This window comes from Lysobacter xanthus, from assembly GCF_047159895.1.
On record NZ_BAAGAB020000068.1, the window covers coordinates 1 to 13,499 of the forward strand.

Sequence of the window (13,499 nt, forward strand, 5' to 3'; positions counted from 1 at the left end):
GTGTCGTTGTCGTCGTCGGTTTCATGCGGCGCGGCCTGCAGGCCGGCGCTGGCAAGCGCGCGATCGATCGTGCTGCGCACGGCCGCGCCCGGGCCGGACCCGCCGAGGCCGGCGGCATCGAGCGCGCGGTTGATGTGGCCGGCGGCGTCCGAGGTCGCGGCGGCATGCGGCTTGAGGCGGGCGAGCAGGTTCGAGAGGGGGTTCATGGCGACTCCGGCACGCGTCTGTTGCAGTGCAGCATACGGGCCGGAGTTGAACGCGCCCGTCACCCGGACGGGACGCTAGAACTTCTCGCCCACCGGCAGGAAGCGCCATGCGCCCGGCGGCATGCCGCCGTTCGGGCCCTTGCCGGTGCCGATGCGGCCGATCCGCAGGCGCCGGATCGAGATCACCTTTAGGCCCGCACGCTCGCAGACGTGCCGCAGCGCGCGGTCGCGCACGCCCTTGCCGGCGAAGCGCAGCCGGTTCTCGTTCTGCCAGCTGACGTGCAGCGGCGGCAGCGGCCGGCCGCGATCGTCGACCCCGAGCCGCAGCTGCGACATGCCGTAGACGCCGAGCTCGCCCTCGATCTCGACGAGGTATTCGTGCTCGATCTCGTCGGCATCCTCGGTGAGGCGGCGCCAGGCGCGGCCGTCCTGCGTGAGCACCATCAGGCCGCTGGACTCGCGCTCGAGCGGCACCAGCGGGGTCAGCCGGTGGAAATGCCGCTGAAGCAGCCGGATGCCCGACGGGTCGTCCGCCCAGCGGGTTTCCGCGGTGACCAGCGCGGCTGCCGGGTTCGGCCCGGTCATGGCGTCGAAACCCACGGGCTTGTGCAGCAGGATCGTCGCCGGCTCGACCGCATCGAGTTGCGCGGCGGGATCGACTTCGATGCGCTCGTCGGTGACGCGATGCTGCGGGAGCTCGACGACGGCGCCGTCCACCGACACCCAGCCATTGCGCACGTACTGCTCGGCTTCCGCGCGCGAGCACTGCATCAGTTCGGCGACGCGGCGCGCGAGTCGGACCGGTTCGGTCATCGGAAAGCCCGGGGTCGAGGGCCCGCAGTGTAGCCGGCGGGGCGCCACGGGCCGTTACCTGCAACACTAGGCGCCCGCCGCTCGGCCCCGCCGCGGCTCCCGCGAGATACCGTGAAGACTCCGGCAAGCCTGCAGACGCTGATCGACGACGGCGTCATCGACGAGGTGCTGCGACCGCTCAAGAGCGGCAAGGAAGCGGCGGTGTACGTGGTGCGCGCGGGCGACGACGTGCGCTGCGCGAAGGTCTACAAGGACATGGCGCAGCGCAGCTTCAAGCAGCGCGTGCAGTACCAGGAAGGCCGCAAGGTGCGCGGAAGCCGCGAGCAGCGCGCGATCGGCAAGGCCAGCAAGTACGGCAAGAAGCAGCAGGAGACCGCCTGGAAGAACACGGAGGTCGACGCGCTGTACCAGCTCCGCGAGGCCGGCGTGCGCGTGCCCGAGCCGTACGGCTACTTCCACGGCGTGCTGGTCATGGAGCTGGTCACCGATGCCGAGGGCTTCTCGGCGCCCCGCCTCGGCGAAGTCGAACTCACCGACGTGCAGGCGCGCGAGTTCCACCGCGTGCTGGTGCGGCAGGTCGTGCGGATGCTGTGCTGCGGCCTCATCCACGGCGACCTGTCGGAATACAACGTGCTCGTCGGGCCGGACGGACCGGTGGTGATCGACTTCCCGCAGGTGGTGAGCGCGGGCGGCAACAACGCCGCGCGCACGATGCTGCTGCGCGACGTCAACAACCTCACCGCGAGCCTCGGCCGCTGGGCGCCCGAGCTGCTCGACACGTGGCACGGCGAGGAGATGTGGGCACTGTTCGAGGCCGGCGAACTGCAGCCGGACACCGAACTCACGGGCGTCTTCGTGCACGACGCGCGCAGCGTCGACCTCGATTCCGTGCGCGATGCGATCAACGACGCTCGCGAACTGGCGCTCATCCGCCAGCAGGGTCGCGAAGCGCAGGACGACGAGGACTGAGCGCCGTCGCGGCGCGCCTCGATCCCGGCGATCGGGGCAGCGTGCGGGCACGGGGCGGCCCCCGGGCGTGCCGCATGAGCGACGCCTGACCCGCCGGCCGCGGACCGCGTCCGTCTCGACGGTAGCTTCAGTGGGTGCGCGGCAGCATCGGCGCATGCAGACGATCGCCCGCTTCGTCCTCCTCGCGCTCGCCGCGCTCGCGTTTGCCGCGCCGCTGTCCGCCGACGCCAAGCCCGGCAAGCATGGCGGCGGGCACGGTCACGGCCGGGGCCACGCGCACCATCAGGACCGTCGCGAAGCGCGCCTGCTTCACCGGATTCGTGAATCGCGTGATCGCGTGCGCTTCGGAGGCGACGCCGTGCGTGTCGCCGTCGGTGAAGGGCGTGCTCTTCGACCGGTCCCACCCGGCCCAACGTCAATTCCGAGCCTGCGCGCCGCTGCGCGCGCGCCGTCGACGCCGTCTCGACCGTCGCAGCCCGTGCGCGCGCCGGCAGCACCCCTGCTGCCGCCCGACGCGGCGGCGCTCGACGCGCGGCGACGTGCGGCCGTCAGCGACTACCTGGGACAGCACCCGGGGGGTTGAGCGCGCCCGTCCGGGCGGCGCGTCACGCCTCGTCCGCCGGGCGGGCAACGGGCAGCTGCCAGTCGCGACGCAGCGCCATCAGCCGCAGCGCGATGCAGGCCACCGCACCGGCAATGGCGATCGGCGTCGCGGGCAGGTGCAGCGCGCGGCCCGTCACCACGACCGCCGCGCCGAGCAACGCAGCCACCGCATACAGCTCGCGCTGCAGTACGTTCGGCACGCGCATCACCAGTACGTCGCGCACGACGCCGCCGCCCACGCCGGTGAGCCCGCCCAGCAGCACCGCGCCGACCGCGCCGACGCCGTGGTCCAGCGCCTTGGTCGCGCCGATCACCGCGAACAGCCCGAGGCCGACCGCGTCCGTCAGCTGCACCGGATTGCGCAGGCGTTCGATCGCGCCGTGGCGGTGGAAGGTGAGCAGCCCGGCGAGCGACGAGACCGCGAGGTAGCGCCAGTCGACGAGTGCCGCGGGTGGCGTCGCCCCGAGCAACGCATCGCGCAGGAGGCCACCCGCGGTGGCGGCGGCGAACGCGAGGACGAGCACGCCGAACAGGTCCAGGCGGCGGCGCACGCCGGCCGTCGCGCCGCTGATCGCGAAGGCGAACGTGCCGATGAAGTCGATCACGGTGACGAAGCCGGAAGACATGCGAACGCAACAATGCGGAGGTGCGCCACTGTCGCGCCGATGCGCGGGCCCGGCAACCGCGCCGCGGCTGCCGGCTCGGACGGTCGCAGGACTCGCGGGCCGGCCGGGCGTGGCGTCTTGACGGCGCGGCACCGGCGACTCAGCGTGTCGCCCATCCACGGCGTCGGGGAGGACGCGATGGAAACCAGTCCAGTTCCCGGGGATTCGACGGCCGACAAGGCGTTCGTCGTGCCGTGCCGCATCCTGCCGTGGCATGCGCCGTTCGGCTGGCTGCGCGCCGGCTGGCGGGACCTTCGCCGCGCACCGATGCTGAGCGCCGGGTTCGGTCTCGTCGTCGTGGCGATCAGTGCGCTCGTGGCGGCGTTGGCGTGGTGGCTCGGCCGCTTCGCGTTGCTGGCGGCGCTGCTGTCGGGCTTCGTGTTCGTCGCGCCGCTGCTCGGCGCCGCCCTCTACGAGGTGAGCCGAGCCCTCGAGCGCGGCGACGTGCCGCGTGCCGCCGGCTGCGTGGCGCGTGCCCGGCGCATCGTCGGCCAGGCTGCGGTGTTCGCCATCGCGCAGATGGTCGTCCTGCTGCTGTGGTCGCGCGCGGGCATGGTGGTCAATGCCTTCGTGACGATCGAGGACGGCAGCCTCCGTTCGTTGCTGGAATTCGTCGCGGTGGGCTCCGCGATCGGCGCGGTCTTCGGCGCCGTGAACTTCGCGGCGAGCGCGTTCTCGCTGCCCATGGTGGCCGACCGCAACGTCGACATGGTGACCGCGCTGGTATCGAGCGTGAACGCGGTGCTGCGCAACAAGCCCGCCTGTGCGACCTGGGCGGCGATCATCGCGCTGCTCACCGCGCTCGGGTTCGCGACCGCGCTGCTGGGGCTGGCCCTGGTGATGCCGTGGCTCGCGTACGCGACCTGGCATGGCTACCGGGCGATCCTGGATGCCTCGGAGTGGCCGGCACTGGACTGAGCGACAGCGCGGATAATGGCGGCCCGCACCCGACGAGCGCCGCATGTCCATCGTCCTCACCGACTTCGCCCGCCCGCGGCTGTTCCCGCGCGAGCCGCGGCGCAACACCGTGCAGGACTGCACGCCGGAAGCCTTCGAGCGGCACCTCAACGACGTCGCGCCGCTCAGGGTGCTCGACGGCTACGCGCCGTTCTGCAAGCTCCACGTGCATCGCAACTGGACGTCGACGCGCGTGCTGGCGGTACCGGTCACGGAGGCAAACCGTCACCTGCTGCGCTCGGACTACGAGGCGCGCAATCGCGACGAGCTTCCCGTGCTCGTGCGCTGGTTCGAGGGGCTCGAGCCGCCCGTCGCCGACTATCTGATCCCCATCCTCTACAGCCGCGAGCAACTCGCGAAGGAAGGCACGTCGATCGATGCGGACTGGGGCGTGGTCGGCTGCATGTACACCGCCGAGCCCGAGGAAACACCGATGGCGCCGATCACGATGATGCGCAATGCGCTCGGCGTGGAGGAAGGCGGCTCGGGCGTGCCGATCGATCGCGAGGCGTATCGCCGCAGCGTGGAGTTCTGGCGCTCGCACGCGAACTGGCGCGGCTAGCCCACCTTACCGCGCGAAGGCGTAGCTCGCGTCGTCGATGCGGCCGCGCCAGTAGGGCAGGCGACGGTCGGGCAGCCGCCAGGCGACCTCGCCCTCGGTGGGGATCGCCATGCCGTCGAAGCTCGCATAGGCGCCGAAGCGGCCTTCCCACGGCGTCGGCACGACGCGGCCGTCCACGGTGCGGCCGCGCGCGGCCGCCTCCACCCCGGAGACGAGGCCGTCCGCGCCGAAACGGAAGACGAGGCTCACGCGGACGGCGCCGTCGACCACCGTCGCCTCGGCCGAGTCGGAGTCGAGTGCGCACCACTGCACGTCGCCGCCCGGCAGCAGCACGGTGGGATACCACGGGCTTTCGGCGAGCCAGCGCATCAGCTCGCCCTCAGCGATGGCGCCGCCGCCGGCGAGGTGCGCGACGTCGACGAGCCCCAGCAGCGATGCCTGCAGCAGGCCCTCGCCGGCGACATAAGCATCGTGGACGCGCACCGGCACACCCGGCGCCATGCGCACCACGGCGTCCCAGTCGAAGCCCGGCCGGTGCGCGACGACGACCTGGTCCGAGCGGAACGGTCGCCAGCGCTCGCCGCGGGCGTCCATGTTGAAGTCGCCGCGATGGCGGAGGCGCACGCCCCGGATGCGCGGCTGGCGGTCCTTGAGCACGAGCCGCAGGTAGCGCGCGACGGGCGGGGGGAGATCGTCGAGCGCATCGAAGTCGACCCGCGGTGCCAGCGCATCGGTGCCTTCGGCGTGGAGGCGCGTGCGCAGGCGGGCCGTGACCCGGGCCCAGCGCACGGCGCCCGTGGCGGCCGCCAGCGCATACGCCGCGGTGACGAGCGCGAGAGCGAGGAGCAGGAGCCGGAGGGGCATGGCGACCAAATGGGGGTAGGCGATGACCCGACACGCTAATGCAGGCGCGGCCGGGTTTCATCGCGCGGCCTCGTTTGCCATCGATGGATGATCACGCCTGACTAAGGCCCGATGCGTTGCCATGCGATGGCCCCCCACGGAGACCGCACATGCGCAACATCCTCGACACCCTCAAGCGCGAGCACGACGAACTGCGCGCCGTGTTCCAGCAGTTGCAGGCCACGACCGACGACGCGGAGGACGAGCGCACGGAACTGCTGCAGCGGCTGGAAGCGACGCTGGTGCCGCATGCGAAGTGGGAGGAGCTGGTGTTCTACCCGGCGTTCGCCGAACGCGCCTCGCACGACCAGCTCGTACTGCACGGCGAGGCGATGCAGGAGCATCGCGCCGTCGAACAGTCGGTGTTGCCGGACCTCCACGCCGCCGACATCGGGTCGCGCCAGTTCGCCGGCTCGGCGCGGGCGCTGATGCACATGATCGAGCACCACGCGCGCGAGGAGGAGACGCGGATGTTCAGCGCGATGAGCCAGCTCTACAGCGCGCCGGAACTCGCGCACCTCGACGAGCAGTACGAGGAATGGAAGGAGTCGGGTGTTTCCACCGCCGTCATGGCGCACGCAAAGGCGAAGACGGCGATGAAGTCGCTGTTCCGTTCGCCGCGCATGCCGGGCTGAGGGCGCGACGATGCCCACTCTCTGGTACATCCGCGACGGCCGCACGCCGTACACCGAATTCGGTCCGGGCCAGCCCGTGAGTTTCGACGAGGCGGTGGCGCTCTTCGGCACCGAGGAATTGCGTTACATCGGCCCGACGCCGCCGAGCATCCAGCCCGATGCGCCGTCGGAAGGCCCCGAAAACGTCATCCTGCAGCTCGACGCGGGCGAAGGCACGAACCTGCTGCTGCCGCAGGCCGGTTTCTACTGGGCGGCGAGCCTGCATCCGGACGACGCCGATGCGCGGCTGAGGAAGGAGCGCAAGACGGGCTGATGCCGCCCCGATCGCAGCCTTCGTCGGCTGCGATCGGTTCTACGGCCGGCAGGCGCGCGTCGGTCGTTGCGTGTCGGCCCCAAGCAAGAGACCACATCGGGCACGCGACGATGATCGTCGCGTGCCGATACCCTGATCAGTGCAACGCGCGCTCGATGTCCTCGAGCGGCGAATTGGTGAGCGTCTTCGGGATCTCCCCGATGAGACGCTGCAACGTCTCCTTGTGCAGCTGCGGGCGCATTTCGCCGAGCGTCTGCGGGTCGGCCACGATCACCAGGTGCGCGTAGTCCTGCGTCAGGGCGCCGTCGTTGAGGCGGCGCGCGACATGCATTGCGAACGTCGCTTCGTCGTTCTCGGCGACCGAGCGCTGCGGCGGCGCGACGCCGGACGGGCCCTGCAGCGGGATGTCGGCCGCGTCCATCAGTTCGTGCTGGCGCAGCGACAGCGCATTGGCGTCGCCGACGTTGCGGAACATGCGCGCCTTGCGGCCGTCGGCTACGACCACCAGGGTTCCCGCGGGTACGTTCTGCATCGCTTGCTCCTCGTTTCGTGGACGTTCGATGATCGGCGAGGTGCCGTGACGCGACGGTCAGCCGCGCGCTAACGGCTCGTGACGCGCCAGACCGTGTCGCCGACGTCGTCGGCGACGAGCAGGGCACCGCCGCGGTCGAAGGCGAGCCCCACCGGCGCGCCATACAGCTGCTTCTCGTCGCGCGAGTGGAAGCCCGACACGACGCTCATCGGCGGGCCGGACGGCCGCCCGCCGCGGAACGGCACGAACACGACTTCGTAGCCACTGAGCGGCGAACGGTCCCAGCTGCCGTGCTCGCTGACGAACGCGCCTTCCCGGAATTGCGGTGGCAGCGTGTTCGCCGTCGAGAACAGGAGGCCGAGCGCGGCGACGTGCGAGCCGAGCGCATAGTCGGGACGGATCGCGCGACGCACGAGGTCCGGTCGCTGCGGGACGACGCGGCGGTCGACGTGCGCGCCGAAGTAGCTGTACGGCCAGCCGTAGAAACCGCCGGGCCGGACGGACGTCATGTAATCCGGCACGAGGTCGGCACCGATCTCGTCGCGCTCGTTGACGATCGCCCACAGCGCGCGCGTCCAGGGATTCCACTGGAGCCCGGTCGGATTGCGCAGGCCCGAGGCGTAGATGCGGCTGCCTGCGCTGGCGACATCGACTTCGAGCACGACCGCGCGTCGGTATTCGACGTCGAGCCCGTTCTCGCCGATGTTGCTGTTCGAGCCGACGCCGACATAGAGCTTGCGCCCGTCCGGGCTCGCCAGCAGCGCTTTCGTCCAGTGGTGGTTGACGGTGTCCGGCAGATCGGTGAACAGCGTGCCGGGCGCGGTGATCCGCGTGTCCCCCGTGCGGAACGGGAAGCGCAGGATCGCGTCGGTGTTCGCGACGTACAGCGCATCGCCCACCTGCTGCACGCCGAACGGCGAATGCAGGCCTTCGACGAGCACATGCGATTCCCATGGGCCGTTGGCGGTGGGCCGCAGCAGCGTGATGCGGTTGCCGCCCTTCGCGGCCTTGCCGGACTTCGCCTTGATCTTTCCGGCAGCGAGTTGCTTGGGCGTGGTGATGTGCTCCTGCCCCGGCCCGTTCGACTCGACGACGAGCACGTCGCCATTGGCCAGCGCGAGCAGCTGGCGCGGATGCTTCAGCCCGGACGCGATGCGCTCGATGCGGAGGCCCGGTGCCACCGTCGGCGTGGCGCCGTCCGCCCAGCCGACCCCGCGCGGGACCTGCATCGGCGGCAGCAGGAAGTCGCGTGCACGCGGAAGCGGCGGATTCCCACCGGACTGCTGGGCAGTCGTCAACGAGGCGTCCCGGCCACAGCCCGCGAGCAGCAGCGCGAACGCGAGGGCGCAGGCGCCTCGACGCATCGGATCAGTCATGGTCGGGCGCTCCGGACAGGGGGCGGCGCACCGCGCCGAGGATGCGCGCCAGCGCCAGGCAGGCGACGGTCACGGCGGAGAGCCATTGGCCCGCGGGCACGACCGCATACGCGTCGCGGCTGTGGACGAAGGCGTTGAAGATCGCAGCGACGATCGCGACCGCGCTGAGCCAGAACCCGGCGCGACCGGCGTCCGCACCCGCGTGCCAGACGCGCGCGAGATGGATCAGCCGCGGCACGATGGCGAGCACGAGGCCGAAGGCGATCAGCCAGGCGGCGGCCTTCGTCCACATCATCTCGGCCGTGCGGGCGTAGACGACGTCGAAGATCAGTGCGGCGACGAAGAAGCCGTAGGGCAGGGGATCCAGCAGGCCGAAGAGCGTATCGGCGAGGATCGAGCGGCGGCGCGGGTGCATCGGATGCATGCGGGGGCCTCGAAGGCGCGCGGCGGAGAAGCGTCCGCGCGCCGCCATGCTGGCCGTCCCCGTGTTCAGGAAGCGTCAGTGCGACGTGTCAGGCACGGCGCTTGTGGAAGTAGACGCGCTCGGCGGCCCAGCGCAGCGGCGGCGAGTACAGCAGCAGGTCGAAGGGCCAGTCGAACTGCAGGCGGTCGTAGGCCCAGCGCAGCGCGCGCTTGGCGCGGAAGCGCGGCGCCACCTCGACCGCGACCGCCTCCGGCGGCGGACCGCCGTCGCGCAGGCCGGTCGCGATCGCGCGGCCGACGGCCCAGCCATGCTCCCAGGCCGAATGGATGCCGCCCGCGGTGACGGGCGAGACGATGCCCGCGGCGTCCCCGACGAGGATGACCCGGTCGCGCGCCATGTCCTGCACCGGCCCGCTGCAGGGAATCAGGCCGGCACGCGTGGCACCCGGACGCAGGTGGCGAGGCAGCCCGCCGGCCTGCCCGACCCGCAGCAGGAAGCCTTCGATGTCGGGCACGCGGGCGTTCGCGGGATCGTGCCGCAGGGCGAGGCCGGCCTGGATGCCGGTGGGGCTCTGCGCGATCCAGCCGATGTAGCCGGGCGCATAACGCTTGCTGATGAAGCAGTGCAGCGCGCCCGGTTCGGCCAGCGTCGCGCCCGGGAATTCGTATTCGACGCCGTACAGGAACTGCCGAACCTCGCCGAGTCCGCAGCGTCGCGCGACCTTCGAGCGCGCGCCGTCGGCCCCGACGAGATAGCGCGTGGTGCCCACGCCGTCGACGTGCCAGCCGCCGTCGATCGCGCGTGCGTCGGCGAACGCGGTGCCGAGGCGCAGGTCGACGCCGTGCTCGCGGAGTTGCGTGGCGAGCCAGCGCATCACGGCGGGCGTGTCGGTGGTCAGGAAGTAGTAGCCGGGCGCGGCGAGCGCGACCTGCGCGAGGCTCGGCGCATAGAGGCGGACGTCCTCCACGCGGCGCGTCATCGAAGCCGGCACGCGGTTGAGCAGGGTCTGCTCGGCGGCTTCCTTCACGATGATGCCGGTAGTGTGCAGCTTCTCGCCGGGGTCGTGCTTGCGCTCCAGCACGACGACGCGCAGGCCGCGTTGTGCGGCGGCGATGGCGCAGGCCGCGCCGGCGAAGCTGGCGCCGACGATCACGACGTCGGCGTCGAAGGCGGTGGTGTCCATGATGTTCCGGGGTCGAGGCCGACGGAACGATGGCGCCACCGCGCGAGGCCTCGACGGAGGCCCGGTGAAGTGGATCTGAAGTGCGGGACGGCGAGCCGGCGCGGACGCCGGGCCCGGGCGCGTCCGTCAGTCGGGACGCGTCGGCGTTTCGGGTGCCGGGCTCTTCGCGGCGCGGGCTTCGCGCTTGCGGGCGTCCTTTTCGTCTTTCTGCTTCTTCTTCGCGATCTCGCGCTGGCGCTTCTCGAACGAGTAATTGGGCTTGGCCAAGTGGGGAGGCTCCTATCGGGTAAAAAAGAATGTCGCGGTGTCGCGTCCGGCACTCGCCGGGCCGCGCCCCGCGCGGGGGTCAGCGGGCGGGCTTCGCGGCCGGCTCGGCGTCGGGCTTCAGGCGCTTGAGCACGGGCGTGGTGCCCAGCACTTCGACGGTACCGCCAGCGGCCTGGAAGGCGGCGACGTGGTCGGCGATGTGCGCGCTGGTGATCTGGCGCGACAGGTCCGGACGGCGCGTATACGGCGTCGGCGAGGCCGGCGGACGGATCGGGGTGCGAGTGTTCATGCGTTTCCTTCGGTCAGTGTAAGGTCGATGAAGCGGTGTCCATCCCGGGTGTAGTCCTCGCGGACGGCCTCGCAGTAGGGCCCGCCCATGCGGAAACGGCGACAGACGGCGGGTCGTGCCTCGTAGATCGAGCACTGCATCCGCGCGCTGTCCACCGCGACGCACCAGCCTTCCTCGTCTCGCGCCATCACCCGCAGGCCGCGGTCGCCGAGCGAGGTGAGGTGCTCGGCGATGCCGTCTTCCGGCTGCACCACCACGGTGAGGCGGCAGCAGACGGCGTCGCAGCGACCGCAGTCCGCGGCGGCTTCGGGCAGGACGGGCAGGGCGCTCACGACGCACGTCCGCGGGCGTCGCGCGGCGGCGCGGTCGCCCGGCGGGCCGGAGCGTCGAAGGAAGGAACGAAGGAATCGCCGTGCATGGCGTTGCTCCCGAAGGGGCGACCGCGAAGTGCGGTGACGCGTGGAGGGAGCGAAACGGGCGGCCGTCCGGCCGTGCGCAGCGCGCGAATACGACGACGTGCCCGGCCCATCCTACGCCCTTCGGCCCGGTCGGTCGAAGAACCGGCGGCCGCAGCGGCGTGGCGTTCACACGGCCGCTGGGGGCCGGCCGCCTCGGCCAGGCGTTCGTCGAGCCGCCGCGTGGCAGCTTCGGCCAGTGCGACGCAGGCGCCGCGGTCGGCGAGCGGCGCGCTGGCGTCGGGCCCGAGTCGCGACCAGAGTTGGCTCGCGGACGGATGCGTGGTCACGAGCACGTCGCAGGGCAGTGCGGCGACGCGTGCGATGCCCGTGCGGAAGTCGTTGACGCGTGCGGGATGCGACGCATCGGAATAGCGAAAGCCGTCGTCGGAAATCGCGGTGAGGCTGTCGACGAAGGCCACGTCGAGGCACCGGCCGCGCTCGCAGGAGCGCCAGGTCCAGCTGGTGCCGCCGGGCGTGTGGCCCGGCGTCGCATGCGAGGCGAGCGCGAGGTCGCCGACGCGCACGACTTCGCCGTCGCGAAGCTCGCGCACCCGCGCGACCTTCGGAAATGCGCTGCTGCTCGACTGCGGATCGTCGCCGGACGGGCGGCCGGCGCGCAGCGCCTTCGCGGCCACCGGGCGCGCGTAGACGGGCGCACCGGTGTCGCGTTGGAGTTGCGCAAGTCCGCCTGCGTGGTCGTGGTGCACGTGCGACTGCACGATCACGCGCAAGTCGCGCAGTCGGAACCCGAGCGCCCGGATGTTCGCCTCGACGAGAGGCGCCGACTCGGCCGTTCCGGCGTCGACCAGCACGTGCCCGTGCTTGCCGGTCACCAGCAGCGCGGAAATGCCGCAGGTGCCGACGTACCACGTGTTGCCGTAGAGGCGCCGAGGCGTCGCGGGCTCGTTCCAGCCGGCGTCCGCGGAGCAGCGCGCCGCGGGGGCCGCTGCAGGCACCGCGGCGACGGGGGCGAGGGCGAGCACGACGCCCAGCAGGAGGGACATGTCAGACCGCCCGCGCGAGATCGGCGGCGCGGCCGATGTAGCTGCCCGGCGTCATGTCGACCAGCCGCTGCTTGGCGTCCGCCGGGAGATCGAGGCCGGCAATGAAATCGCGCATCGACTGCTCGGTGATGCCTTGGCCGCGCGTGAGCGCCTTCAGCTGCTCGTAGGGCTGCGGCAGGCCATAGCGCCGCATGACGGTCTGCACCGCTTCCGCGAGCACTTCCCATGCAGCGTCGAGGTCGGCCGCGAGGCGGTCGGGGTTCGCGCTGAGCTTGCCGAGGCCGCGCATCAGCGCATCCACGCCGATCAGCGCATGCCCGAAGGCAGTGCCCAGCGCACGCAGCACCGTGGAGTCGGTGAGGTCGCGCTGCCAGCGGCTGATCGGCAGCTTCGCCGCGAAGTGCTCGAACAGCGCGTTGGCGATGCCGAAGTTGCCTTCCGCGTTCTCGAAGTCGATCGGATTCACCTTGTGCGGCATGGTCGAGCTGCCGACTTCGCCGGCCTTCACCGCCTGCTTGAAGTAGCCCAGCGAGATGTAGCCCCAGACGTCGCGGCAGAGGTCGATGCAGATCGTGCCGATGCGCTTCATCGAATCGCTGATCTCGGCGACGCCGTCGTGCGGCTCGATCTGGGTGGTGTACGGCTGCCACGTCAGGCCGAGCGACTCGACGAAGCGCTGCGAGAACGCCGTCCAGTCGACATCCGGGTACGCGGCGACGTGCGCGTTGTAGTTGCCGACGGCGCCATTGATCTTGCCGGGCATCGGCAGCGCCGCGAGCACCTCGCGCTGGCGCTCGAGGCGGGCGACGACGTTCGCGATTTCCTTGCCGACGGTGCTCGGCGAGGCCGTCTGGCCGTGCGTGCGCGAGAGCATGGGCAACTCGGCATGCGCGTGCGCCATGTCGCGCAGCTTCGCGATGAGCTCGCCCAGGCGCGGGGCGATCACGCCGTCGCGTGCTTGGCGCAGCATGAGCGCATAGCTCAGGTTGTTGATGTCTTCCGACGTGCAGGCGAAGTGCACGAATTCGAGCGCGGCCGCGAGTTCGGCGTCGTCCTTGAGGCGCTCCTTGATCAGGTACTCGACCGCCTTGACGTCGTGGTTGGTGGTGCGCTCGATCTCCTTGACGCGCGAGGCATCCGCCACCGACAGCCCGTCGGCGAACGCGCGAAGGCGGGCCACCGCGGCCTCCGGGAAGACGGGGAGCTCGACGATGCCCGGCTCCGCGGCGAGCGCGATCAGCCATTCCACCTCGACGCGGACGCGCGCCTCGGACAACTTCTGGCAGATGGCCGACACCGGCCCCTGCGGCCCGTGCACGGAGATCTTCTACGACCACGGC

General features: G+C 71.4%; 18 protein-coding genes and 2 pseudogenes. 7 read left to right on the forward strand and 13 right to left on the reverse strand.

Going from position 1 to position 13,499, the window contains the following annotated elements; translation table 11 throughout:
* On the reverse strand, window positions 1-206 hold a 206-nt coding region (locus ACY35P_RS13035), incomplete at its 3' end, for a hypothetical protein (protein ID WP_462116269.1).
* Window positions 207-281: 75 nt separating this feature from the next.
* A complete protein-coding gene (locus ACY35P_RS13040; RefSeq protein ID WP_462116270.1) occupies window positions 282-1,019 on the reverse strand; it encodes an RNA pseudouridine synthase in 738 nt (245 codons plus the stop codon).
* 111 nt (window positions 1,020-1,130) lie between these two features.
* On the opposite strand from ACY35P_RS13040, the gene ACY35P_RS13045 reads away from it, so the two are divergent.
* Both ACY35P_RS13045 and ACY35P_RS13050 read left to right on the forward strand, forming a co-directional pair.
* Window positions 1,131-1,988 carry a PA4780 family RIO1-like protein kinase gene (locus ACY35P_RS13045; RefSeq protein WP_462116271.1) on the forward strand — a complete coding sequence of 286 codons (858 nt, stop codon included), beginning with the start codon at window positions 1,131-1,133 and terminating at the stop codon, window positions 1,986-1,988.
* Between the two features lie 154 nt (window positions 1,989-2,142).
* Entirely contained in the window at window positions 2,143-2,571 is a 429-nt protein-coding gene (locus tag ACY35P_RS13050) for a hypothetical protein (RefSeq protein ID WP_462116272.1), read from the forward strand.
* Between the two features lie 22 nt (window positions 2,572-2,593).
* On the opposite strand, the gene ACY35P_RS13055 is transcribed toward ACY35P_RS13050, so the two are convergent.
* Window positions 2,594-3,217 (reverse strand): trimeric intracellular cation channel family protein, encoded by a 624-nt coding sequence (locus ACY35P_RS13055; protein ID WP_462116273.1) that lies wholly within the window; start codon window positions 3,215-3,217, stop codon window positions 2,594-2,596.
* A 144-nt stretch (window positions 3,218-3,361) separates the two neighbouring features.
* Here ACY35P_RS13055 and ACY35P_RS13060 point away from each other — a divergent pair, with 144 nt between their 5' ends.
* Together ACY35P_RS13060 and ACY35P_RS13065 are read left to right on the forward strand one after the other, a co-directional pair.
* Entirely contained in the window at window positions 3,362-4,174 is an 813-nt protein-coding gene (locus ACY35P_RS13060; RefSeq protein WP_462116274.1) for a DUF2189 domain-containing protein, read from the forward strand.
* A gap of 43 nt (window positions 4,175-4,217) precedes the next feature.
* On the forward strand, window positions 4,218-4,775 hold the full coding sequence (locus ACY35P_RS13065) for a DUF3228 family protein (protein ID WP_462116275.1): 558 nt from the start codon (window positions 4,218-4,220) through the stop codon (window positions 4,773-4,775).
* 6 nt (window positions 4,776-4,781) lie between these two features.
* Here the strand turns inward: ACY35P_RS13065 and ACY35P_RS13070 are convergent, their stop codons facing one another.
* Window positions 4,782-5,639, reverse strand: coding sequence for a DUF6920 family protein (locus ACY35P_RS13070; RefSeq protein ID WP_462116276.1), 858 nt, complete (start codon window positions 5,637-5,639; stop codon window positions 4,782-4,784).
* 149 nt (window positions 5,640-5,788) lie between these two features.
* Here ACY35P_RS13070 and ACY35P_RS13075 point away from each other — a divergent pair, with 149 nt between their 5' ends.
* Together ACY35P_RS13075 and ACY35P_RS13080 are read left to right on the forward strand one after the other, a co-directional pair.
* Window positions 5,789-6,313: a hemerythrin domain-containing protein gene (locus tag ACY35P_RS13075; RefSeq protein WP_462116277.1), complete on the forward strand. Its 525-nt coding sequence runs from the start codon at window positions 5,789-5,791 to the stop codon at window positions 6,311-6,313.
* Between the two features lie 10 nt (window positions 6,314-6,323).
* On the forward strand, window positions 6,324-6,626 hold the full coding sequence (locus tag ACY35P_RS13080) for a hypothetical protein (protein WP_462116278.1): 303 nt from the start codon (window positions 6,324-6,326) through the stop codon (window positions 6,624-6,626).
* Window positions 6,627-6,762: 136 nt separating this feature from the next.
* On the opposite strand, the gene ACY35P_RS13085 is transcribed toward ACY35P_RS13080, so the two are convergent.
* From ACY35P_RS13085 to purB, 9 genes and pseudogenes are all read right to left on the reverse strand, one after another.
* Window positions 6,763-7,158 carry a host attachment family protein gene (locus ACY35P_RS13085; protein WP_462116279.1) on the reverse strand — a complete coding sequence of 132 codons (396 nt, stop codon included), beginning with the start codon at window positions 7,156-7,158 and terminating at the stop codon, window positions 6,763-6,765.
* Between the two features lie 68 nt (window positions 7,159-7,226).
* Window positions 7,227-8,534, reverse strand: coding sequence for a PQQ-dependent sugar dehydrogenase (locus ACY35P_RS13090; protein ID WP_462116280.1), 1,308 nt, complete (start codon window positions 8,532-8,534; stop codon window positions 7,227-7,229).
* Complete coding sequence (locus ACY35P_RS13095; RefSeq protein WP_462116281.1) at window positions 8,527-8,958, reverse strand: DUF2231 domain-containing protein; 432 nt, start codon at window positions 8,956-8,958, stop codon at window positions 8,527-8,529. Before ACY35P_RS13095 ends, ACY35P_RS13090 begins: the two co-directional genes overlap by 8 nt.
* Before the next feature lie 88 nt (window positions 8,959-9,046).
* Window positions 9,047-10,141 (reverse strand): NAD(P)/FAD-dependent oxidoreductase, encoded by a 1,095-nt coding sequence (locus tag ACY35P_RS13100; protein ID WP_462116282.1) that lies wholly within the window; start codon window positions 10,139-10,141, stop codon window positions 9,047-9,049.
* 126 nt (window positions 10,142-10,267) lie between these two features.
* A complete protein-coding gene (locus ACY35P_RS13105) occupies window positions 10,268-10,408 on the reverse strand; it encodes a hypothetical protein (RefSeq protein ID WP_462116283.1) in 141 nt (46 codons plus the stop codon).
* A 79-nt stretch (window positions 10,409-10,487) separates the two neighbouring features.
* Window positions 10,488-10,697: a hypothetical protein gene (locus ACY35P_RS13110; protein WP_462116284.1), complete on the reverse strand. Its 210-nt coding sequence runs from the start codon at window positions 10,695-10,697 to the stop codon at window positions 10,488-10,490.
* Window positions 10,694-11,029, reverse strand: coding sequence for a YkgJ family cysteine cluster protein (locus ACY35P_RS13115; protein ID WP_462116285.1), 336 nt, complete (start codon window positions 11,027-11,029; stop codon window positions 10,694-10,696). The genes ACY35P_RS13110 and ACY35P_RS13115 overlap by 4 nt, the downstream gene beginning before the upstream one ends.
* The gene (gene bla, locus ACY35P_RS13120) at window positions 11,026-12,159 is read right to left on the reverse strand and encodes a subclass B3 metallo-beta-lactamase (RefSeq protein ID WP_462116286.1); all 1,134 of its coding nucleotides are present in this window, start codon (window positions 12,157-12,159) and stop codon (window positions 11,026-11,028) included. Before bla ends, ACY35P_RS13115 begins: the two co-directional genes overlap by 4 nt.
* 1 nt (window position 12,160) lies before the next feature.
* Window positions 12,161-13,435: pseudogene (gene purB, locus ACY35P_RS13125) on the reverse strand (adenylosuccinate lyase); the annotation flags it as partial.
* Between purB and ACY35P_RS13130 the strand changes: the two are divergent.
* A pseudogene (locus ACY35P_RS13130) lies at window positions 13,425-13,499 on the forward strand (alanine--tRNA ligase-related protein); the annotation flags it as partial. The pseudogenes purB and ACY35P_RS13130 overlap by 11 nt on opposite strands.